Source organism: Sandarakinorhabdus oryzae, assembly GCF_009733735.1.
In the GTDB taxonomy this organism is placed as follows: Bacteria; Pseudomonadota; Alphaproteobacteria; order Sphingomonadales; family Sphingomonadaceae; genus Sandarakinorhabdus; species Sandarakinorhabdus oryzae.
The window spans coordinates 1-20,991 of the sequence record NZ_WNJP01000037.1; the positions used below are offsets into that span (position 1 = coordinate 1).

The window sequence follows — 20,991 nt, forward strand, 5'->3', positions numbered from 1 at the left end:
GAGTCGGGCGACAGCGCGACCGAGGCTGGCGAAAATGGCGGCCGCCGCAAGCGTCGCCGTCGTGGCCGCCGAGGTCGCCGCGCTGGCAGTGATCGCGCGCCGGCCGCGGTTGGTGACGACAGCGACAGCGCCCCCGCCGAGGCTGCGGCGCCGGAGGCCGAAGCACCTGCCGCCAAGCCCAAGCGCAGCCGCCGCAAGAAGGCCGATGTCGAAGCCGTGCCGGATGTGGTCGTTGAAGCTGCGCCGGAGCCGGTTGCGGACGTCGTGGCCGAGGATGCCAAGCCGAAGCGCAGCCGCCGCAAGAAGGTCGACGCCGAAGCAGCACCGGAACCGGTGATCGAAGCCCAGCCCGAACCCGCGCCCGAGCCAGCCCCGGAGCCGATAGCCGAAGACGCCAAGCCCAAGCGCACCCGCCGCAAGAAGGCCGATGCCGATGTCGAACCGGCCGTCGCTTCGCCGGTGGCGGCTGAGCCGGCGGCCGAGGTGGCTGCCGAGCCGGCCAATGACGCCCCTGCCGCCCCGCCGCGCAAGGGCTGGTGGCAACGCACCTTCGGTTAAGCCAAAGCCGGCCTAGGCCAAGCCAAAGAAAGCCTTGCTCCCCCCTGCTCGCGCATTGCGGCAAGGGGGGAGCATGGATTTTCACCCACACTCTGGACAGATTCTCCTGGTCGGCGCCGGCCCTGGCGCGGCTGACCTGTTGACCCTGCGCGCCGTCCGCGCGCTCGCGGCGGCCGATGTCGTGGTGCACGACGGGCTGGTCGGCGACGAGGTAATGGCGCTGATCCCGGCCCATGCCCGCCGCATTTCGGTGGCCAAGCGCCGCGCGCGCCACACGCTGGCCCAGGAGGCCATTGGCGATCTGCTGGTGGGCGAAGCCCGTGCCGGCCACACGGTGGTGCGGCTGAAGGGCGGCGACCCGTTCATCTTCGGCCGCGGTGGCGAGGAAGTGGATGCCGCGCTGGTTGCCGGTGTGCCGGTGCATGTCGTGCCGGGCATTTCGGCAGCCAATGGCGCAGCGGCCTCGACGCTGATGCCGCTCACCCACCGCGATCATGCCTCCATGGTCAGTTTCGTCGCTGGCGAATGCCGTGGCCTCGCCGAACAGAATTGGGCTGGCTTGGCCGGCAAGGGCCGCACGCTAGTGATCTACATGGGCCTCGCTGGCGCCGCGCCGATTGCCGAGAAACTGATGGCCGATGGCCTGGCGCCGGACACGCCGGTGGCCGTCATCGAACGCGCCACCCAGGCCAATGAACGCCTCGTCACCTCCCTGCTCGCCGATCTGGCCGGGCTGGTCGAACGTGAAGCCATCGCCTCCCCGGCGCTGATCATTGTTGGCGACGTTGCTGCTCTGCCGGCGGCGCGCGCAAAGCTGAAGGAAACCGCATGCCTCGCCTGCTGACCGGAAACCGCCTCGAAACCGGCGACGTGCTGTGGTGGGCCGGCTCTGACTGGAGCCTCCACCTGAAGGACGCTGTCGCCGTCGATGACGATGGCGAGGCCCTGCTGGCGCGTCTGTTGCCGGAGGAGCGCATCAACGATCTCACCCTGATCGATGTCGATGCCACGCCCGATGGCTGGCGCCCGCGCTCGACCCGGGAACGTGTGCGCGCCGTCGGCCCCAGCGTCCGCCCCGATTTTGCCCTGCCGTCCCTGCCCGTGGAAGCCATTTGATGTACCGTTACGATGAATATGATCAGGCGATTGTCGATGCCCGCGTTGCCGAGTTTCGCGAGCAGGTCGAACGCCGGCTGAAGAACGAGATCAGCGAAGAAGCCTTCAAGCCGCTGCGGCTGATGAACGGCCTCTATCTGCAGCTGCATGCCTATATGCTGCGTGTTGCCATCCCCTATGGCACGCTGGACAGCCGCCAGCTGCGCATGCTGGCCCACATCGCCCGCCGCTATGACCGCGGCTATGGCCATTTCACCACCCGCCAGAATATCCAGTATAATTGGATGAAACTGGAAGAGATGCCGGACCTGCTCGCCGACCTGGCCAGCGTCGAGATGCACGCCTTCCAGACCAGCGGCAATTGCATCCGCAACATCAGTTCCGATCAGTTTGCCGCGGCCGCGGCTGATGAGATCGCCGATCCGCGCCCCTATGCCGAACTGCTGCGGCAATGGTCGACGCTGCACCCGGAATTCTCGTTCCTGCCGCGCAAGTTCAAGATCGCGGTGACCGGCAGCAAGATCGACCGCGCCGCCATCAAGCTGCACGATATCGGGCTTGAACTGGTGCAGAACGAGGCCGGCGAGATCGGCCTGAAGGTGCTGGTTGGCGGCGGCATGGGCCGCACCCCGATGCTGGCGCACGTGATCCGGGAATGGCTGCCGGTCGCCGACTATCTCAGCTACATGGAGGCCATATTGCGCGTGTATAACCGCCACGGCCGCCGCGACAATATCTACAAGGCGCGCATCAAGATCCTGGTCAACGATCTGGGCGCCGCCGAATTCGCCCGCCAGGTGGAGGAAGAATGGGCGCTGGTCAAACCGCTCGGCCTCGATCCGCCGCCGTCGGAACTGGCGCGCATCGCCGCACACTTCGCGCCGCCAGTGCTCGACGCCAATGCGCCGGTGGCGATTGACCTGTCCAACGCCGAATTCGCCAACTGGGTGACGGTCAACACGCACCCGCACAAGGCGCCGGGCTATGCTATCGTCACCATCAGCCTGAAGGCGCCGGGCGAAATCCCCGGCGACGCCTCGGCCGATCAGATGGACATCATCGCCGATCTTGCCCAGCGCTATGCCGGCGACGAGATCCGCGTGACCCATGCGCAGAACCTGGTGCTGCCGTATGTGCGCCGCGCCGATCTGTTCGACATCTGGCAGGTGCTAAAGGCCGCTGGCCTGGCCACCGCCAATCTCGATCGCGCGTCGGACATCATTTCCTGCCCTGGCCTCGATTATTGCACCCTGGCTAATGCCCGCTCCATCCCCATCGCGCAGAAACTGGCGGTAAAGCTGGCGCCGCAGGAAGCCGATCTGGGCGAGCTGAAGATCAAGGTGTCGGGCTGCATCAACGGCTGCGGCCACCACCATGCCGGCCACATCGGCATCCTGGGTGTCGACCGCAAGGGCGAGGAGAATTACCAGCTGCTGCTGGGTGGTTCCGGCGCCGAAGACGCGACGCTGGCCAAGATCCTTGGCCCGGGCTTTGACGAGAATGGCATCGTTACCGCGGTCGAGAAAGTCATCGATCGTTACAAGACGCTGCGCGCCGGCCCGGCCGAGCGTTTCCTCGACACCTATCGCCGCGTCGGCGCCGAACCCTTCAAGGAGGCCGTCTATGGCTGAAGTCTATCGTCTGCGCACCGATCCCGAACACACGGCGCCGGCCGTGCCGCTAACCGACTATCAGCCGGGCGGCACCGCCGTGCAGCTGGAGCCGGACGAGGATGCGCGGTTGCTGGTTCCGCACCTCGGCGCCCTCAAGCGCATCGACATCAGCTTCCCGAAGTTCCGCGAAGGCCGCGGTTACAGCAGCGCCCGCATTCTGCGGGAGGCGGGCTTTACCGGCGAGATCCGCGCGGTTGGCGTGCTCTATGTCGACCAGCTGAGCTTCCTCGTCCGCGCCGGTTTTGACGCGGTGCTGCCCGAAACCCCGATCGACCCGGCGGTGGCGGAACGCACGCTGACGCGCTTCCCCTTCGTCTACATGAAGGCGACCGACGGCCTGCAGCCGGTGTGGGCGCTGCGCGAGCAGGCAAGCGCATGAGCGAGCCGGCGCGCGCGCCCGACGTGATCGACACTGCGCCGGCCTTCACGGCCGAAGCGGTGGCGGCGCTGAACGCGCGCTTCGCCGGTGTCAGCACGGCGGACATGCTGGCCGAGTTGCTTGGTGGCGAATTGAAGGGCCGCGTTGCCGCCGTGTCCTCGTTCGGGGCGGAATCGGCGGTGCTGCTCGATCTGGTCGCCGCGGTGTACAAGAGCATCCCGCTGATCTTCATCAACACCCAGAAGATGTTCGGCGAGACCCTGGCCTATCGCGACACGTTGGCCGAGCAACTGGGCTTCACCGATCTGCGCGTCTATCGGCCCGACCCTTATGAAATCGCCCGCCGCGACGACAAGTCTTTGCGCTGGGCCTATGATCCCGATGGCTGCTGCGAGCTGAGGAAGGTCGAGCCGCTGCGCCGCGCGCTGGCCGGGTTTGACGCCTGGATTTCCGGCCGCAAGGGCTTCCAGGCCGGCCGCGCAGGCTTGCCGCGCTTCGAGCTGGACGAAGGCCGCCTGAAGATCAACCCGCTCGCCGATTGGGACAAGGCCGCCATCGACGCGCATTTTGCGGCCCGCGAACTCCCCCGCCACCCGCTCGAAGCCGCCGGCTACCCCTCCATCGGCTGCCAGCCCTGCACCAGCCAAGTCCAACCCGGCGAAGACCCCCGCGCCGGCCGCTGGCGCCACTGGGACAAGACCGAGTGCGGGATTCACAACCAGCCGGTGTTCTAGGGCAGATCGGGAATACCGCAGTCGGACAGCCAATCGGCAATTGCGTCAAATTCTGCCGGTGGTCGAGTGGCATCGGCGGCATCGCCTTTGGGCACAAAGATCACCATCCCCTGCCGCGCGCGGGTGAGCAGCACGCGATAGGCGTTGCGCACATAGTCCGCACGCGTCAGTCTGTCAGTCTCACTGCGGATGGCGTTCCAGCGCGTGCCACGGAATTCGCGCGCTTCCCAGCCGTCAGGGGCGCGGCGCAAGTTGAGATCCCAGGCAACGCCGCACCAATCGAGTTCGAGGCCCTGCACCGCAAACTCCGTCGCCACATCTTCCAGCGCGTTCGAGGAACGCACATCATCATTGCCGTTCAGGAACCAGTGACACACGTCGATGGGCGCCTTCACGTGCAGCCCTTCCGGCTTCAATCGCAGCGCATTAGACGATGCGAGCAGACCCGCACGCTCACCAGCGCGACGCTGCTGTCGGAGCCAGGCACGCGCCCGATACAAATCGCGCACCTGCCAGATCGGGAACTGCTCCGGGTCTGGCCGCAATTGTGCCGCCGCTGCCGCGTCATGGTTCAGCATCGCCGCGATGAACGCCGAGACACGATCAGCGCGGAATGAGCGCACCGACGTGGCGAGGTGCAAGTCAGGTGATGGCGCGGCCGCTCGCCGCGACACGTGCCAGCGCAAGCCGCCATCAAGCGGGCCATCGTCGGCCAACAGGTGCGGCGGCAGGAAGATTTGCCAGTGCGGCAGGTCGGACTGCAAGGCGCGCAGCCATTCCGCCACGCCGGCTTCGCCGCGGTTGATCTCCTGTCCCTCGCCAATCAGGCACACCACCACGCACCAATCCGGGCGACGGTCCATCACCGATAGCAGAAAGCCGGGTTCGGATTGGTCGAAACCATGTTGCCCACGCTTGCGGCGCATGAAGTCACTGGTCATTGCCCGGTCCCAGGCGCGCTGGGCTTCATCGAAGATCACCACATGTTCAGACGGCAACTGATCGACGGCCAGATATTCGTCGCGGAAATGGTGGACGTTCTGGATGAACTTGTCGGGTGTGCGATTGGCCAGATGCTCGGCCTCGCGTCCGCGGTTCGGCATCCGCGCTCGTTGATCGCGCCGCAAGGCTTCGCGCAGCACATCGACAAGCGGGCCGTTGCCCGACAGGAAGGTGGCATCTTCGCCAACATCGCGCGCAAGCCGGCCGCAAGCGATGTTGAGCCCGGCCAGGGTCTTGCCGGCGCCCGGCACGCCGGTCACGAAACAGATGGCCTTGCCGCCAGTGTCCCGCATCTGGGTGACGACGGCTTCCACTGCCGTGGCCGTGCGCGACAGGTTCTCCGCGCCGGCTTCGGACCGGGAGATTTCGGCAACGTCGTGACCGGCATAGAGCGCTTCGGCGGCCTCGATGATGCTCGGCGTCGGGCGATAGGCGCCGGCAGCCCAGGCTTCGGCGTCAATTTTGCTGCCCGTCCCGGTGGCGAGCAGGCGCTGGATGCTGGGCAGCACATCGTCAGGCGCCAGATTGATCGGCGCATGCACCTTGTCGGGCGCCCAGAAGCCCAGGCCCAATTGCTGCGGCGGCGCCTGCGTGGCGATGAGCAAGGGGACGATCGCCTTGTCGTGGCTGGTGACATGGAAATTCTTGAGATCGAGCGCATACCCATGGGCCTGCTCGGCCGCATGGCGGGCAAAAGCGCGCTCGCCGACCTTGTATTCCAGCACCAGGATCAGCGGGCCGGCCACGATCACGGCATCGGCGCGTCTGCCCATGCGCGGAATGGCAAATTCCATGAAGACATGCGCGTCGGGCAGGGCCTCTGCCAAGTGCTTGAGATGCGTGATCGTGAATTGCCAGGCGGCGATTTGCGGCAATTCAGCGGGGAATAGGGTGGATTTGGTGAGGTGACCAAGCACCAATTCGGGCGTCGCCTTGGCAAACACGTCTGCGGGAGCATCAAACCAGGCGCGCTTCATGGCGCCAGGCTGCCAGGCCAATCCCTGACCTGCAACGAAAAAGGGCGGCCGTTGCCGGCCGCCCCTTTTGTTATTGGTTTGCCGGTTCAGGCGGCCTTCGGCGCCGACTCCCGCACGCTGGCGTCCACATGGGCTTCGAACTGGGCGAAGTTGGCGATGAACATGCCGACCAGGGCTTTGGCCTTGGCGTCATATTCGGCCTTGTTGGCCCAAGTCTCGCGCGGGTTGAGGATGGTGGGTTCGACGCCGGGCACGGAGACCGGGACGGCGAAACCGAAATTCTCGTCGATGCGGAACTCGGCGGTCTTCAGGCTGCCGTCGAGCGCTGCATTCAGGAGCGCGCGGGTCACCTTGATCGGCATGCGCGTGCCGGTGCCGCCGGTGCCGGCGCCGCCGCCGGTCCAGCCGGTGTTGACCAGCCACACGTCCACGCCGCCCTTGGCGATACGCTCCTTCAAAAGATTGCCATAGACCGACGGATGACGCGGCATGAACGGCGCGCCGAAGCAGGTGGAGAAGGTGGCATCAGGTTCGGTCACGCCGATCTCGGTGCCGGCGACGCGCGCGGTGTAGCCGGACAGGAAGTGGTACATGGCCTGATCCGGGGTCAGCCGCGCGATCGGTGGCAGGATGCCGAACGCATCGGCCGTCAGCATGATGATGTTGCGCGGCACCGGGCCCATGTTGTCGGCGGAGGCGTTGGGAATGAAATCGATCGGGTAGGAGCCGCGGCTGTTCTCCGCCAGGCTGCTGTCATCCAGGTCGATTTTCCGGGTGACGGGATCGATGACGACATTTTCTAGCACCGTGCCGAAGCGGCGGGTGGTGGCGTAAATCTCCGGCTCGGCTTCGGCCGAGAGGCGGATCATCTTGGCATAGCAGCCGCCCTCGAAATTGAAGACCGCGGTGTCGGACCAGCCATGCTCGTCATCGCCGATCAGCGTGCGGCTGGCATCGGCGGAGAGGGTCGTCTTGCCGGTGCCGGACAGGCCGAAGAAGATGGCGGTGTCTCCAGCCGGGCCGATGTTGGCCGAGCAGTGCATCGGCATCACGCCCTTTTCCGGCAGCAGGTAATTGAGGATGGAGAAGACGCTCTTCTTCATCTCGCCAGCGTAAGCCGTGCCGCCGATCAGGATCATCTTGCCTTCAAAATCGACCGCCACCACGGTTTCGCTGCGGCAGCCGTGGCGGGCCGGATCGGCCTTGAAGCTGGGCAGATCGATGATCGTGTATTCGGGGATGAACGCCGCCAGATCGGCCAGTTCAGGGCGCACCAAGAGGGTGCGGATGAACAGGCTGTGCCAGGCATACTCGGTGATGACGCGCACCTTCACCCGGTGTTCGGGCTGGCTGCCGCCATAGAGATCCTGCACGAACAGGTCGCTCTTGCCCTTCAAAGCGGTTTCGAAATCGGCCTTGATGGCCGCGAACTGTGCGGGCGTGATGCTCTTGTTCTTGTCCCACCAGATGCTGCCGTCGGTCTTGGCATCGCGCACGATGAACTTGTCGTTGGCGCTGCGGCCGGTGTGCTTGCCGGTTTTCACCACCAGCGCGCCATGTTCCGAAAGCAGGCCTTCGCCGCGCTGCACGGCGAGTTCCACCAGCGGGCCGGTGAGCAGATTCCAGTGCAGGGCGGCCGGCGTGACGAGCCCTTGGCTGTCAAGTCCATGGGCGGGCACAACGGTCGACGGCACGGTGGATTCTCCCTCATCACCAGGTCGGCTGGTGCCGCCCGATTTTCGAGTCCGCATAGCTTACGCATACGTATTCGTCAAAGAAGCCGAGCCTGTTTCCGGCGCATGCCAGCCATGCCCTGTCGCAATCAGCAGGAGGGGGCGACAGGAGGGGGTGCCTCGCCGCTTCGGGCCCGCTCTTGCCAGTGGCCGTTCAAGGTTCCACATAGGGCGACGATGGACATTGAAGCGCCGCCGTCTCCCACCATTGCCCTGGTTGATGATGATCGCAACATCCTCACCTCGGTATCGATTGCGCTGCAGGCCGAAGGCTTTGCGGTGCGGCTCTATTCCGATGGCGACACCGCGCTGAAGGCGCTGATCGAGAACCAGCCCGACCTGGTGGTGCTCGACATCAAGATGCCGCGCATGGACGGGATGGAGGTGCTGCGCCGGCTGCGCGAGAAGAGCCAGGTGCCGGTGATCTTCCTGACATCGAAGGACACCGAGATCGACGAGGCGCTGGGCCTCGCCATGGGCGCCGACGATTATATCGGCAAGCCGTTCAGCCAGCGCCTGTTGATCGAGCGCATCCGCGCCGTGCTCAGGCGTACCGCCAACCGCCGCGCCGCGCCGGAAACCGGCGAGGACACGCCGGCGGCCGATCCGATCGTGCGCGGCCGGCTGACCATGGACCCGGCCCGCCACCGCGTGTTCTGGGATGCCGGCGAAGGCCGCCGCGGCGATGTCGCGCTCACCGTCACCGAGTTCATGATCCTGGAAACGCTGGCCGCCCGTCCCGGATTCGTGAAGTCGCGCGACCAGCTGATGGACGCGGCCTATTCCCACGATGTCTACGTGGATGACCGCACCATCGACAGCCATATCAAGCGGCTCAGGAAGAAGTTCCGCGCCGTTGATCACCAGTTCAAGGCCATCGAGACGCTGTACGGCGTCGGCTATCGCTTCAACGAGGAATAGGCGCAGTGGGTGCCGAGGAGGCGGTGCAGGAATGGCGCCGGGGCCTCGGCTTTGGATCCCTGCGCGCCCGCATCTTCGCGGTGAACCTGCTGGCCGTGATCGTGCTGGCGATCATGCTGCTCTATCTCGACACGGTGCGATCGCGCCTGCTCGATGAACGCACCGCCAGTCTGGCCAATGAAGCGGTGACGGTGGCGCGGCTGATGACCGACCTGCCCGACGATGCCCGCGCCGGTGCCATCACCCGGCTGGGGCTGGAGCGCGGCACCCGCGTGCGCCTATATGCCGAAGCCGGCCCCAGGCTGGCCGACAACTGGCAAAATCCGAAGAACCCACGCTTTGTGGTGGAAGATCCGGCGGCCTATGGCTGGCGGCGCGCCTCGGCCAAGGCCATTGATCGGGCGCTGGATGCCGTGCTCGGTTTCCGCACGCTCTCGGCCTATGCCGAACCCGCCGTGGACAGCGCCAGCATCTGGCCGGAACTCGCCCGCAGCCGCACCGCTGCGCAGCCGGTCACCGATCTGCGGCGGGCCAGCGATGGCAGCCTGATCGTCACGGCGGCCGCGCCGGTGCCGGGGATCGGCACCGTGCTGCTCACCGATTCGGCGGACGATCTGGCGGGCATCCTGCGCCGTGAGCGGCTGACCTCGGCCTGGCTGCTGCTCAGCGTCACCGCGCTCACGCTGGGCTTGTCGTTCTATCTGGCGCGGACGATTGTGCGGCCGCTCAGAATGCTGGCGATTGCCGCGCACCGGGTGCGGCTGGGGCGCAGCCGCGAAGTGGTCGTGCCGCGCCTGCCCGACCGGCGCGACGAGATTGGCGCGCTGGCCCGCGCCATTTCCGACATGTCCACCGCGCTCCGGCGCCAGATCGATGCGACCGAGGCCTTTGCCGCCGATGTGGCGCATGAATTGAAGAATCCGCTGGCCTCGTTGCGCTCCGCCGTTGAGGTGCTCGACCGGGTGGACAAGCCCGAACTGCGCGCCCAACTGCTGGGCGTGATCCGCGACGATGTCGGCCGCATCGACCGGCTGATCACAGACATCGCCGATGCCAGCCGGCTCGATGCCGAACTGTCGCGCACCGGCTTCCAACCCATCGATGTCGCGGCCCTGTGTGACGGACTGGTGGCCGCCTATGGCATTTCGGTGCCGGCGCGTGGCGTCCGGGTGGCCCGGCGCGGGGAAACCCGGCCCTTGTTCATCGAAGGCGATGCCAGCCGGCTGGCGCAAGTGCTGCGCAACCTGATCGACAATGCCATCAGCTTCTCGCCCGACGGCGGCGAAGTTGGCGTGGAGCTGGGCCGCGACGCTGGCGGGGTCGTGCTGGCGGTGAGCGACCAGGGCCCCGGTGTGCCGCCCGCCAATCGCCGTGACATTTTCCGGCGCTTCTATTCCGAACGCCCGGAAGGTGAGGATTTCGGCCGCCATTCCGGCCTGGGTCTCTCCATCGCCGGCGCCATTGTCGCTGCACATGGCGGCCAGATCGTGGTGGAGGATGCGCCCGGCGGCGGCGCCCTGTTCCGCGTCATCCTGCCGGCCGTTTGAGCGATGGAGACGCTCCACGCCACAGCGGTTGCCCTCGATGGCCGGGCCGTGCTGCTCCTGGGCCCGTCGGGGGCCGGCAAGTCCGACCTGGCGTTGCGGCTGGTGGCGGCGGGCTGGCGGCTGGTGGCGGATGACCGGGTGGTGATTGCGGCCGAGGCGGGCCAGATCATCGCCAGCGTGCCGCCGCGGCTCGCCGGCCTGATGGAGGTGCGCGGGGTGGGCATCGTGCCCGAACCGACCGCACCTGCGCCGGTGGCGCTGGCGCTCGACTTGTCGCGCCCGGCGGAGCGCCTGCCCGAGATTGATCATCTGCCACTGGCTGGCCAGACGGTGCCGCTGCTGCGCTTTGATCCGTTCGGCGAGTCCGCGCCGCAGCGGGCCGCCCGGGCCTTGGCAATTCATGGCCTTCCCGGCACTAAGGGCGCGATGAGCCCGCCGATCCTGATCATTTCCGGCCTGTCCGGCGCCGGCAAATCGACCGTGCTGCGCGCCCTGGAAGACAGCGGCCACGAGGTGGTGGACAATCTGCCCCTGTCGCTGTTCGACGCGCTGATCGCCGGCGCCGGCGATCGCCCGCTGGCGCTGGGCATCGACAGCCGCACGCGCGCCTTTGATGCCAAGGCGCTCGGTGCCCGGGTTGCTGCGCTGTGCGACTCCAGCCGCGATGCGCGCCTGATCTATCTCGAATGCGGCGATGATGTGCTGATCCGGCGCTTTTCCGAGACCCGGCGCCGTCACCCGCTGGCGCTCGATCGGCCGGCCATCGACGGCATCCGCGCCGAACGCGAGCTGCTGGCGCCGTTGCAGCGCTGGGCCGATCTGGTGATCGACACTACCGATCTTTCGGTCACCGATCTGCGCGCCCGCATCGCCGAGCGCTTTGGCAGCGGCTTCTCGCCCGGTCTGACCGTGACGATCCTCAGCTTCGGTTTTTCGGCCGGCCTGCCGCGCGATGCCGATCTGGTGTTCGACATGCGCTTCCTCGCCAACCCGCATTGGGATATCGCGCTGCGGCCGCTGACTGGCGAAGACGAGCGGGTGGCAGCGCATGTTGCGGCCGATCCGCTCTATGCCCCGACGCTCGACAAGATCGACGATCTCGTGCGCTCATTGCTCCCTGGCTATGCCCGCGAGGGCAAGGCGTATCTGACCATCGCCATCGGCTGCACCGGCGGCCGGCACCGCAGCGTGGCAGTGGCGCGGGCGCTGGCGGCGCGGCTGGAGCAGGCGGGCCAGAATGTGGCGCTGGTGCACCGGGATATCGCAAAACAGGCCGGTGATGCGGCGGTGGTGGCGGGCGACCCATTGACAGACTCGCAAAAAAGGCGTGACGGCGATCCGCGATGATTGGACTTGTACTGGTAACGCACGGCCGCCTGGCCGCCGAGTTCGTGGCGGCGATGGAGCATGTCGTCGGCGCGCAGGGCGGCGTCGAACCGATCTGCATTGCCGCCGATGACGACATGGAACTGCGCCGCGCCGACATCGCCGCGGCCGTCGCGCGCTGCAACAGCGGCCAGGGCGTCATCATCCTCACCGACATGTTCGGCGGCACCCCCTCCAACCTTGCCATCTCGCTGCTCGGCCCGCAGGTGGAGGTGATTGCCGGCGTCAACCTGCCGATGCTGATCAAGCTGGCCAGCGTGCGCAAGAACGCCACGGTGGAAGCCGCGGTGCAGGCCGCGCAGGATGCCGGGCGCAAATATATCGCGGTCGCCAGCCGCATGCTGGGCGAGGCCGCTTGAGCGCAGCGGCCGGCCCCGTCGAGGTTCCGATCACCAACCGGCGCGGGCTCCACGCGCGCGCCAGTGCCAAGTTCGTCACCGTGGCTTCCAGCTTTGATGCCGAGGTGACGGTGAGCCATGATGGCTCGTCGGTCACCGGCACCTCGATCATGGGCCTGATGATGCTGGCCGCCGCGATGGGCGACAGCATCAGCATCAGCGCCACCGGCCCGGATGCCGAGGCTGCCGTTGCCAAACTGGCCGGGCTGGTGCTGGACAAGTTCGGCGAGGATTGAGGGGTATTCCCACCCCCAACCCCTCCCGCAAGCGGGAGGGGAGTATTCCGGCCAGGCCCAATCGGCTCCCCTCCCGCTTGCGGGAGGGGTTAGGGGTGGGCATGGTCGCCGCATGCGCCATCTCCTCCTCACCGCCGCCCTCCTCGCCACCCCTGTGTTCGCCGGGCCTGATGCCGACACCAAGGCCTGGCTGGCCCACACCGCTGAGCTCAGCAGCGATGCGATGGAGGGCCGCGATGCCGGCAGCCCCGGCCACGCCCGCGCCATCGACCTGGTGGAGCGCTGGTTCAGGGCTGCCAAGCTGAAACCGGCCGGCGAGAACGGCGGTTTCCGCCAGGCCGTGAAGCTGCACGAGGTGGCGGTCACGGCCGCCGCGATGCGCGTGGTGAACCCCGATGGCAGCGCCGCGCCGCTCAAGTTCCTGCATGACATCACCCCGCGCCCGGCCACCGATCTGCCGGCCACGCTGTCCGGCGCGATGCGTTTCGCCGGCTATTGCAGCAAGGGTGAGGTTGGCCCGGAATTGAAGGGCAAGATCGCCGTCTGTTATGGCAGCCGCCGTGCTGGCCGCGCCATCGCCGCCGAACGGCTGGCGGCGGTGACGGCAGCCGGGGCCATTGCGCTGCTCGCCATCGACGATGTCGGCTTCAGCCTCGAACCGCCGCGCTGGCCCGATGCCTATGCCCGCGCCGTGGCGCATGAGGGTAACCCGCTGCCCACCGGCCTGCCGCAATTCAGGGTGAATGGCGCGGCGCTGGCGACCCTGATTGCCGGTTCCGGCCGGCTGGCCGCCGCGATCCTGACCGAGGCGACCTATCACCGCGATCTGGAAAGCTTCGATCTGCCCGGCCGTTTCGAGGCAAGGCTGACCACGGCGCAGCGCAGCTTCACCGCCGAGCAACTGCTCGGCCTGCTGCCCGGCACCGACAAGACGAAGGCGCAAGAGGTCATGCTGCTCGGCGCCCATATCGATGGCTATGGCTTTGGCGAGCCGGTCAATGGCGACGCGCTCTACAACGGCACGCTCGATGATGCCGCCTATGTGGCGCTGCTCGCCCGGCTGGCGGAGCGGCGGGGTGGCAAGGGCTATGCCCGGCCGGTGCTGTTTGCGGCGTGGACGGCGGAGGAGAAGGGCCTGCTCGGCGCGCGCTGGTGGCTGGCACACCCCACCGTGCCCAAGGCGCAGATTGCCGGCGTCATCAACCTCGACCAGCTGCGCCCGCTCTTCCCGCTCAAGGCGCTCACCCTGCACGGGCTGGGGCTGAACTCGTTGGCGGAAACGGCCAAGGCGGTGGCGGAAGGGCTGAAGATCGAAGTCCGCCCCGACAAGGAACCGCTGCGCAACCTGATCAGCCGCGTGGATAGCTGGCCGTTCATGGTCGAGGGCATCCCGGCGGTGAATTTCGTCTTCGCCTACGATCCGCGCAGCCCGGAAGAGGCGATCTACCGCGACTGGTACCAGCGCCGTTACCACCGCCCGCAGGACGATATCGCCACGCCGATGGACCTCGATGCAGCGCGCGATTTCAACCGCTTCTTCTACACGCTGGTGGAAACGGCGGCGAACGCGGCGGAGAAGCCGACGGCCAAGCCGCTGCCTGTGGTTGTGCCGGTTGCGCGCCCTTAGACAGAGAGTGCGCTGTGGCGCTCACTCCCCCGGCCGGTAGCTCTTCTCCACATGCCCCTTGAGCTGCGCATCGGTGAAATAGACGCTGCGAAAGTTGTGGGTGGCATAGCGTTCGGCCTGGTCGCGGAAGTGGGGTGAGGCGGGGTTGCTGTTGATGCCGCCGGCGTGGACGGCCCGCGCTTCGGGGCCGTCCTTGCCGAAACGCACCACGGCAACGAAGCTGTTGCCATAGCTGCCATACCAGCGCTTGGTGCCGGCTTCGGGCCGGGCGCCAAAGCTGGGCAGGCTGCCCCAGTTGCCGCTGGCAAAGGGCACCGCGACCGACGGCAGCTTGTCGTCAAAGCGCTGGTTGATGTTGCCAGTCAGCCGCTGGAAGCGGTTGATGTGTCCCCAGGGCACATCCCAGCCGCCGAAATCGCCGGCCAAGCGGCCGACGGCGGCATCAAGCGCGGCGAGGCGCGCATCATCCGGCACCTTGGCGCTGGCAAGATAGGGCACCAGCGCCTCCTCATCCAGCTTGGCGACCGGGCCGAAGCGCTTCACCATCTCGTCGCCCCAGAAGATGGCGAGGCTGGTGGGCACCGAGGTCTCGCTGGCGCGATAATCCCAGGTCTTCAGCGCCGCGATGGGCGCGGCCAGCCGATCCTTTTGCGCGCCGGCGGGGAGCGCATCCCAGGCCTTGACAAGGCCGGGGATGGTGTCGGCGAAGCCCTGCAAATAGGTGTCGTAGGCGACGCCCAGCAGGCCATCGAGATCGAACTTGCGGTCGCCGCTGAGCAAGCGCAGCGCGTTCGGCCCGCGCGGATTTTCACCGGCTGAGTCCATGTAGCGCGGATAATCCGCCTGCTTCGGGCTGTCCGGCCCGGCCGCGGTCCATGGCCAGTTGTTGACGTTGAAGACAAAGCCGCTCTTGGGATTGGCGACGCTGGGCAGCTGCGCCAGCGTGTGTTCGCCCTGCCAGTCAGTGGCGGGGTCGCTGCCATCGACCGGGTGGCGCCAGTCGAACTTGTTGTCGCGGATGGGTACGAACTGCGGGTGGAGATAGGCGATTTCGCCCTTGTCGCTGGCAAACAGCGTGGCGTTGGACGAGTTGGCGCGGCGCTCGGCGACCTTCAGATAGCTGGCCAGATCGGTCGCCTTGGTGCGCAGGAAACTCTGCTCCAGCGCCGCGACCGGGCGGTGCATCAGGCTGATCGCGATCCACTTGCCATTCTCGGCGCGGATCACCGGGCCGTGGTGCGAGCGCCAGGTGGTGAAGCTGCGGCTCTTCATCGTGCCGTCGGCGGCGCGGTAGGGGATGGCGATGGTCTTTTCCGCCAGTGGCTTCCAGGCGGTGCCGTGCCGATAATGCCACGTGCCGCCGCGCTTTTCGACGGTGAGCGCGAACTCGTCGATATTGTCCACGCCGGAACTGGTGTGCATCCAGCCGGTGTGGCGGTTGAAGCCCTGATAGACGAAGAATTGCCCCCAGGTGCTGGCGCCATAGGCATCAAGGCCCTGGCCGCTTTCCACCTTGGCTTCGCTGCGGAAATAGAAACTGGTGTGCGGGTTGATGAGGAACAGCGCATCGCCGCTGGTCGAGCGCGACGGGCCAAGCGCCATGCCGTTGGAGCCGGCGGGTTCGAGCAGCTCGATGCCCAGTTCAACGGCCGACAGCTTGACGGCCTGGCCGGTGTAGAAGCTCTCCAGCTTGCCGAGGTTGATGCTCTCGATATCGCCGCCGATGCTGCCTTCAGAGAAGCTCAGCGCCATCCACGGTTCGAAGCGGGTGATGACGCGCGGTTTCACGGCGGGGTGGGTGGCGAGATAATAGTTCAGCGCATCGGCCCAGGCGGTGCAGAGCGATTTCAGCCAGGCGGGCGCGGTGGCATATTGCGCCTTGAGCTCGGCCGGATCGATGAACAGCTTCATGCGCAAGTCGCGCCAGATGGCGCTTTCACCTTCGGCTTCGGCGAGGCGGCCTTGGGCGTTGATGAAGTTGGTTTCGACGCGGTTGAAGTCGTCTTCGGCCTGGGCATAGATCATGCCGAACACCGCATCGGCGTCGGTCTTGCCCTTGATGTGCGGGATGCCGAAATCATCGCGGGTGATGGTGACGGCGGCCTTTTCCAGGGCCCAGCGGTCGGTTTCCGGTGAGGCGATGGCCGAGGTGGCGAGAAGGGCGGAGAGGGTGAGCGTGCGGATCATCATGCCGCAACGCTAGAACCCGCTTCCCCCTTCGGCAAGAGCGCGAGGCCAGCAGCGCTCAGCAGCGCCGCACCGGCGAGATACCAGCCGACCGCGCCGATGCCGTACGTGCTGGCGAGCGCGGCGCCGATCACCGGGGTCAGCCCGCCGCCGATGATGCCGCCCAGGTTGAACGTGACGCTGGCGCCGGTGTAGCGCACGCGCGCCGGAAAGAGCCCGGTGAGGAACGCGCCCAATGGCCCATAGACGAAGCCCATCACGAACAGGCCGAGGGACAGGAAGGCGAACACCCCGCCGGTGCCGGCCTGCATCAATGGCCCCATGGCAGCGCCGAGCGCGATGCTGGCAACGCTGCCCATCATCAGCACGCGTTCCGGTGAGCTGCGGTCGCTGAGCCAGCCGGCGATGAGGATGCCCAGCGCGAGGAAGAGGATCGCCCCCAGCTGCAGCTGCAGGAAGGCCTCGCGGCTGTAGCCCAGTATCGTGGTGCCATAGCCGAGCGCGAAGGCGGTCGCGATGTAGAAGATGGCGAAGCAGGTGACGGCGGTGGCGATGCCGCACAAGGTGGCGCGGCCGTGGAAGCGGACAAGCTCGGCCAATGGCACCGCCGGCGGCTTTTCCCTTTCCAGCATGGCGGCGAAGGCTGGTGTTTCGAGGATGGTCAGCCGCACCCACAGGCCGATGCCGACCAGCAGGATCGAGCCGGCAAACGGCAGCCGCCAGCCCCATTCGAGGAATTCGCCATCATCGAGCAACAGGCCAAGCGCCAAAAAGAGCCCATTGGCGGCGATGAAGCCCACCGGCGCACCCAGTTGCGGGAACATGCCATAGCGGCCGCGCCAGCCATCGGGCGCATTTTCCACCGCCAGCAGCGCCGCACCGCCCCATTCGCCGCCCAGGCCAAAGCCCTGGCCAAAGCGCAGCAGGCACAGGATCGCCGGCGCGGCGACGCCGATGGCGGCATAGGTGGGCAGGAAGGTGATGGCGAAGGTGGAGCCGCCCATCAGCAGCAGCGAGGCGACCAACGTGGACTTGCGGCCCAGCCGGTCGCCATAATGGCCGAACACCAGCGCGCCGATCGGCCGGGCCACGAAGGCCACGGCGAAACTGGCGAAGCTGAGCAGCAGTTGCAGTTGCGGATTCTCCGACGGGAAATAGAGCGGCCCGAACACCAGCGCGGCGGCGGTGGCGTAGATGTAGAAATCGTAGAATTCGACTGCCGTGCCGACGAGGCTGGCAGCAAGAATGCGACTGGCGGACGCCTGTTTCAGAGCCACGGCGCCTTGGCGTCGAGCGCCAGCATCGCGGCGGGCTGGTTGCGCTGCGAGACGATGGCCCATTCAGCGCCCTTCACCATCACTTCCGGCACCAGCGGGCGGGAGTTGTAGGTGCTGGCCATGGTCGCGCCATAGGCGCCGGCGGTCATGAAGGCGACGAGGTCGCCGGCCCGCACATCTTCCAACTCGCGATCCTCGGCGAAGGTGTCGCCAGTCTCGCAGATCGGGCCGACGACCGTGGCCACCGTGCGCTTTTCCTTCGGGCGCACGGCGAGGATATCGTGCCACGCGCCATAGAGCGACGGGCGCAGCAGGTCGTTCATCGCGGCATCGACCACCACGAAATGCTTCGACGCGCCCTCCTTGGTCAGGATCACCTCGCTCACCAGCACGCCGGCATTGCCGACAATCATGCGGCCGGGCTCGAACATCAGCCGCCACGGCCAACCTTCGGTGGCGCGGGCGACCATCGCGGCATAGTCGGCCGGCGGTGGCGGTGCCGGCAGGTCACGGCGATAGGGAACACCCAGTCCGCCGCCGACATCGATGCGCTTGATTATATGACCAAGGGCTTCCAGCTGCCGCGCCAGTTCGCCCAGCTTGCGGATCGCGTCTTCCACCGGTCCCAGATCGGTCAACTGGCTGCCGATGTGCGCCGCCAGCCCGACGGGGCGCAAATTGGGATGGGCGGCCGCCTGGGCGAAGGCGGCGGGCAGGCGTTCCCACGGGATGCCGAACTTGGCATCGGCGCCGCCGGTCGAGATCTTGCCGTGCGTCTTGGGATCGACCGCCGGGTTGATGCGGATGGCGATTTCGACCGTGGCGCCTTTGGCGGCGGCAACGGCAGCCAGCATGTCGATCTCGGCTTCGGATTCGACGTTGAACTGCAGGATGCCGGCCTCGACGCCGGCCGCCAGTTCGGCGCGGGTCTTGCCGACGCCGGAAAACACGATGCGCGTCGCCGGGATGCCGGCGGCCAGCGCGCGTGCCATCTCGCCGCCCGACACCACGTCGGCGCCGGCGCCCAGCCGTGCCAGCGTCGCCAGCACGGCGAGGTTGGGATTGGCCTTCACCGCGAACGCCACCAGCGGGTTACCATCCCCCAGCCCGGCCACGGCATCGAGGAACACGCTGAAGTGCCGCTCCATGGTGGCGCTGCTGTAGCAATAGAAGGGCGTGCCAACGGTGGCCGCCAGCATTTCAAGGCTGACACCCTCGGCGTGCATGACGCCGTTCTGGAACTGGAAATGGTCCATGGCTCAGTTCCTGGTCCTGTCCCGCGGTGGCGGCAGGTTGAACGGATCATTGCCGCGTTCGGGCAGCGGGCCGTTCTGATCGTCAACGCGGGTCGGCACCGCCTGTGGGTCGAGCTTCAGCATTTCCTGCGGGGTGGCAGCGCGCGTCTGGGTTTCGGAGCGTTCCGGCGCCGGCCGGCCCGCACGCGGCTCCAACGCGCCCTGCTTGCCGCAGGCGCTTACGAGCAGCAGCGCGGCCAGGGCGAGGCCGCGCCTCACAGCTTTGCCCTCGCCGCCGTGATGGCGGCGCGCACATTGGCCGGCGCGGTGCCGCCAAAGCTGGTGCGGCTGGCGACGCTGGCTTCCACGGAGAGCACGTCGCGCACCTTTTTGGTGATGCGCTTGTCGATGGCGGCCAGCTCGGCATCGGTCAGGCCGTTGAGATCCGTGCCCTTGGCCTCGGCCGCCTTCACGCAGTGGCCGGTGATTTCATGGGCCTCCCGGAACGGCACATTGGCAACGCGCACCAGCCAATCAGCCAGATCGGTGGCGGTGGAAAAGCCGCTGTTGGCAGCAGCCCGCATCTTCGCCTTGTTGAAGGTCACCGTCCCGACCATGCCGGTCATGCTGGCGAGGCACAGGCCGAGGTCGTCATGGGCGGCGAACACCGTCACCTTGTCGTCCTGCATGTCCTTGGAATAGGCCAGCGGCAGGCCCTTCATAACGGTCGAGAGGCGCGTGTAGGCGCCCAGGAACGCCCCGGCCTTGGCGCGCACCAGTTCGGCGGCATCGGGGTTGCGCTTTTGCGGCATGATGCTGCTGCCGGTGGACCAGGCGTCGGGCAGGGTGATGAAACCGAACGGCTGGCTGGCCCAGATGATCATTTCCTCGGCCAGGCGGGACAAATGGAGCCCGGTCATGTGAGTTGCACTGAGATACTCCAGCGCAAAATCCCGGTCCGACACGCTATCGAGGCTGTTGCGCGTTGGCCCGCCGGCAAAGCCCAGCGCCTTGGCCGTCATCTGCCGGTCGATCGGGAAGCTGGTGCCGGCCAGCGCGGCCGCGCCGAGCGGGCATTCGTCCATGCGGCGCTGCGCATCGGCAAAGCGGCCGCGGTCGCGGCTGAGCATCTCGACATAGGCCATCAAATGGTGGCCCAGCGTTACCGGCTGCGCCACCTGCAGATGGGTGAAGCCGGGCATGATCGTATCGGCATGCTCCTCGGCGCGGGTGAGCAGCGCCGTGATAAGGCCCTTCAGCGCGGCATCGGCTTCGGCGCAGGCGGCCTTCACCCACAGCCGGAAATCCACCGCCACCTGGTCGTTGCGGCTGCGCGCGGTGTGCAGGCGGCCAGCGGCCGGGCCGATGATCTCCTTCAGCCTTGTCTCGACGTGAAGGTGGATATCCTCCAGCGCCAGATTCTCGACCAGCTTGCCGTCCGCATATTCGGCGGCGATCTGCTGCAGGCCCTTGTCGATGGCGGCGGCATCCTCGGCCGACACGATGCCCTGTTTGGCCAGCATGGCAACATGCGCGCGGCTGCCCTGGATGTCCTGGCGCCACAGGCGTTTATCGACGCCGATCGAGGCGTTGATTTCCTGCATGATCGCCGACGGGCCGGCGCCAAAGCGGCCGCCCCACAGGCTGTTTGCCGTGTTGCTGCCGGGGGTCGGGTCGTTGCTCATGGGAGCCGCCGATAGTGGATTGCCGCCGCCCCCGCAACCGGCAGCCACCACACCCCCCAGGGCCGCCAGCTTGAATGCGTCGCGCCGTGAAACCGTCATCTGCCTGTCCCCTTCGCTGCATCCAGTGCCACACCGGCTTGGCAGGGGCCACTGCGCTGTTTATCGGGGCGGCATCGCGAGAGGAACATTTCGATGCGCACGACCCTGGCCTTGATCACCCTGCTGGCGCTGGCCGGCTGCAACCAGGCCGCCCCGGCCAGCCCGGACGCACCGGCCAGCCCGGACGCACCGGCCAAGGCCGCCACCAAGGCCGCCCCGGC

The 20,991-nt window shown here is 67.1% G+C and carries 18 protein-coding genes and 2 pseudogenes; 13 read left to right on the plus strand and 7 right to left on the minus strand.

The features are described from left to right. From GJ693_RS16790 to GJ693_RS05705, 6 genes and pseudogenes are all read left to right on the plus strand, one after another. A pseudogene (locus tag GJ693_RS16790) lies at positions 1 to 558 on the plus strand (ribonuclease E/G); the annotation flags it as partial. 73 nt (positions 559 to 631) lie between these two features. Next, positions 632 to 1,402 (plus strand): uroporphyrinogen-III C-methyltransferase, encoded by a 771-nt coding sequence (gene cobA, locus GJ693_RS05685; protein ID WP_156255363.1) that lies wholly within the window; start codon positions 632 to 634, stop codon positions 1,400 to 1,402. Next, positions 1,387 to 1,674 carry a DUF2849 domain-containing protein gene (locus GJ693_RS05690; protein ID WP_156255364.1) on the plus strand — a complete coding sequence of 96 codons (288 nt, stop codon included), beginning with the start codon at positions 1,387 to 1,389 and terminating at the stop codon, positions 1,672 to 1,674. Before cobA ends, GJ693_RS05690 begins: the two co-directional genes overlap by 16 nt. Continuing rightward, the gene (locus GJ693_RS05695; RefSeq protein ID WP_156255365.1) at positions 1,674 to 3,305 is read left to right on the plus strand and encodes a nitrite/sulfite reductase; all 1,632 of its coding nucleotides are present in this window, start codon (positions 1,674 to 1,676) and stop codon (positions 3,303 to 3,305) included. Before GJ693_RS05690 ends, GJ693_RS05695 begins: the two co-directional genes overlap by 1 nt. Beyond that, positions 3,298 to 3,726 (plus strand): DUF934 domain-containing protein, encoded by a 429-nt coding sequence (locus GJ693_RS05700; RefSeq protein ID WP_156255366.1) that lies wholly within the window; start codon positions 3,298 to 3,300, stop codon positions 3,724 to 3,726. Before GJ693_RS05695 ends, GJ693_RS05700 begins: the two co-directional genes overlap by 8 nt. Beyond that, on the plus strand, positions 3,723 to 4,460 hold the full coding sequence (locus GJ693_RS05705) for a phosphoadenylyl-sulfate reductase (protein WP_156255367.1): 738 nt from the start codon (positions 3,723 to 3,725) through the stop codon (positions 4,458 to 4,460). The genes GJ693_RS05700 and GJ693_RS05705 overlap by 4 nt, the downstream gene beginning before the upstream one ends. Here GJ693_RS05705 and GJ693_RS05710 read toward each other — a convergent pair. Together GJ693_RS05710 and GJ693_RS05715 are read right to left on the minus strand one after the other, a co-directional pair. Further along, positions 4,457 to 6,439: a DUF2075 domain-containing protein gene (locus GJ693_RS05710; RefSeq protein ID WP_156255368.1), complete on the minus strand. Its 1,983-nt coding sequence runs from the start codon at positions 6,437 to 6,439 to the stop codon at positions 4,457 to 4,459. The two genes, GJ693_RS05705 and GJ693_RS05710, sit on opposite strands and share 4 nt — an antisense overlap. 86 nt (positions 6,440 to 6,525) lie before the next feature. Then, positions 6,526 to 8,133 (minus strand): phosphoenolpyruvate carboxykinase, encoded by a 1,608-nt coding sequence (locus GJ693_RS05715; RefSeq protein WP_156255369.1) that lies wholly within the window; start codon positions 8,131 to 8,133, stop codon positions 6,526 to 6,528. Between the two features lie 216 nt (positions 8,134 to 8,349). Between GJ693_RS05715 and GJ693_RS05720 the strand changes: the two genes are divergently transcribed. The 7 genes and pseudogenes from GJ693_RS05720 to GJ693_RS05745 all read left to right on the plus strand — a co-directional run bounded on the left by GJ693_RS05720 (position 8,350) and on the right by GJ693_RS05745 (position 14,287). Continuing rightward, the gene (locus GJ693_RS05720; RefSeq protein WP_156255370.1) at positions 8,350 to 9,093 is read left to right on the plus strand and encodes a response regulator transcription factor; all 744 of its coding nucleotides are present in this window, start codon (positions 8,350 to 8,352) and stop codon (positions 9,091 to 9,093) included. Positions 9,094 to 9,098: 5 nt separating this feature from the next. Continuing rightward, positions 9,099 to 10,640, plus strand: a complete 1,542-nt coding sequence (locus GJ693_RS05725) for a sensor histidine kinase (RefSeq protein ID WP_156255371.1) — start codon at positions 9,099 to 9,101, stop codon at positions 10,638 to 10,640. Between the two features lie 3 nt (positions 10,641 to 10,643). Beyond that, positions 10,644 to 10,856 (plus strand): annotated as a pseudogene (locus GJ693_RS17700) (HPr kinase/phosphorylase); the annotation flags it as partial. 210 nt (positions 10,857 to 11,066) lie between these two features. Next, positions 11,067 to 11,987, plus strand: coding sequence for an RNase adapter RapZ (rapZ, locus tag GJ693_RS05730; RefSeq protein ID WP_197041987.1), 921 nt, complete (start codon positions 11,067 to 11,069; stop codon positions 11,985 to 11,987). Next, a complete protein-coding gene (locus GJ693_RS05735) occupies positions 11,984 to 12,385 on the plus strand; it encodes a PTS sugar transporter subunit IIA (RefSeq protein ID WP_156255373.1) in 402 nt (133 codons plus the stop codon). The genes rapZ and GJ693_RS05735 overlap by 4 nt, the downstream gene beginning before the upstream one ends. Continuing rightward, the gene (locus tag GJ693_RS05740) at positions 12,382 to 12,660 is read left to right on the plus strand and encodes an HPr family phosphocarrier protein (RefSeq protein WP_156255374.1); all 279 of its coding nucleotides are present in this window, start codon (positions 12,382 to 12,384) and stop codon (positions 12,658 to 12,660) included. The genes GJ693_RS05735 and GJ693_RS05740 overlap by 4 nt, the downstream gene beginning before the upstream one ends. A 112-nt stretch (positions 12,661 to 12,772) precedes the next feature. Further along, the gene (locus GJ693_RS05745; protein ID WP_156255375.1) at positions 12,773 to 14,287 is read left to right on the plus strand and encodes a M28 family peptidase; all 1,515 of its coding nucleotides are present in this window, start codon (positions 12,773 to 12,775) and stop codon (positions 14,285 to 14,287) included. Positions 14,288 to 14,308: 21 nt separating this feature from the next. On the opposite strand, the gene GJ693_RS05750 is transcribed toward GJ693_RS05745, so the two are convergent. From GJ693_RS05750 to argH, 5 genes are read right to left on the minus strand one after another with little or no spacing between them, the layout of a single operon-like run. Then, a complete protein-coding gene (locus tag GJ693_RS05750) occupies positions 14,309 to 16,474 on the minus strand; it encodes a penicillin acylase family protein (protein WP_456238818.1) in 2,166 nt (721 codons plus the stop codon). Next, the gene (locus tag GJ693_RS05755) at positions 16,474 to 17,745 is read right to left on the minus strand and encodes an MFS transporter (protein ID WP_156255379.1); all 1,272 of its coding nucleotides are present in this window, start codon (positions 17,743 to 17,745) and stop codon (positions 16,474 to 16,476) included. Before GJ693_RS05755 ends, GJ693_RS05750 begins: the two co-directional genes overlap by 1 nt. Beyond that, the gene (gene lysA / locus GJ693_RS05760) at positions 17,742 to 19,007 is read right to left on the minus strand and encodes a diaminopimelate decarboxylase (RefSeq protein ID WP_156255377.1); all 1,266 of its coding nucleotides are present in this window, start codon (positions 19,005 to 19,007) and stop codon (positions 17,742 to 17,744) included. The genes GJ693_RS05755 and lysA overlap by 4 nt, the downstream gene beginning before the upstream one ends. Positions 19,008 to 19,010: 3 nt before the next feature. After that, positions 19,011 to 19,265: a hypothetical protein gene (locus GJ693_RS05765; protein WP_156255378.1), complete on the minus strand. Its 255-nt coding sequence runs from the start codon at positions 19,263 to 19,265 to the stop codon at positions 19,011 to 19,013. Then, positions 19,262 to 20,671: an argininosuccinate lyase gene (gene argH / locus GJ693_RS05770; RefSeq protein ID WP_197041985.1), complete on the minus strand. Its 1,410-nt coding sequence runs from the start codon at positions 20,669 to 20,671 to the stop codon at positions 19,262 to 19,264. The genes GJ693_RS05765 and argH overlap by 4 nt, the downstream gene beginning before the upstream one ends. Positions 20,672 to 20,991 lie beyond the last annotated feature (320 nt).

Bases quoted from the DNA above. Each gene is read 5' to 3' on its own strand.
- cobA (WP_156255363.1), top strand. From the start codon at position 632: ATGGATTTTCACCCACACTCTGGACAGATTCTCCTGGTCGGCGCCGGC.
- GJ693_RS05690 (WP_156255364.1), top strand. From the start codon at position 1,387: ATGCCTCGCCTGCTGACCGGAAACCGCCTCGAAACCGGCGACGTGCTG.
- GJ693_RS05695 (WP_156255365.1), top strand. From the start codon at position 1,674: ATGTACCGTTACGATGAATATGATCAGGCGATTGTCGATGCCCGCGTT.
- GJ693_RS05700 (WP_156255366.1), top strand. From the start codon at position 3,298: ATGGCTGAAGTCTATCGTCTGCGCACCGATCCCGAACACACGGCGCCG.
- GJ693_RS05705 (WP_156255367.1), top strand. From the start codon at position 3,723: ATGAGCGAGCCGGCGCGCGCGCCCGACGTGATCGACACTGCGCCGGCC.
- GJ693_RS05710 (WP_156255368.1), bottom strand. From the start codon at position 6,439: ATGAAGCGCGCCTGGTTTGATGCTCCCGCAGACGTGTTTGCCAAGGCG.
- GJ693_RS05720 (WP_156255370.1), top strand. From the start codon at position 8,350: ATGGACATTGAAGCGCCGCCGTCTCCCACCATTGCCCTGGTTGATGAT.
- rapZ (WP_197041987.1), top strand. From the start codon at position 11,067: ATGAGCCCGCCGATCCTGATCATTTCCGGCCTGTCCGGCGCCGGCAAA.
- GJ693_RS05735 (WP_156255373.1), top strand. From the start codon at position 11,984: ATGATTGGACTTGTACTGGTAACGCACGGCCGCCTGGCCGCCGAGTTC.
- GJ693_RS05745 (WP_156255375.1), top strand. From the start codon at position 12,773: ATGCGCCATCTCCTCCTCACCGCCGCCCTCCTCGCCACCCCTGTGTTC.
- GJ693_RS05750 (WP_456238818.1), bottom strand. From the start codon at position 16,474: ATGATCCGCACGCTCACCCTCTCCGCCCTTCTCGCCACCTCGGCCATC.
- lysA (WP_156255377.1), bottom strand. From the start codon at position 19,007: ATGGACCATTTCCAGTTCCAGAACGGCGTCATGCACGCCGAGGGTGTC.
- argH (WP_197041985.1), bottom strand. From the start codon at position 20,671: ATGAGCAACGACCCGACCCCCGGCAGCAACACGGCAAACAGCCTGTGG.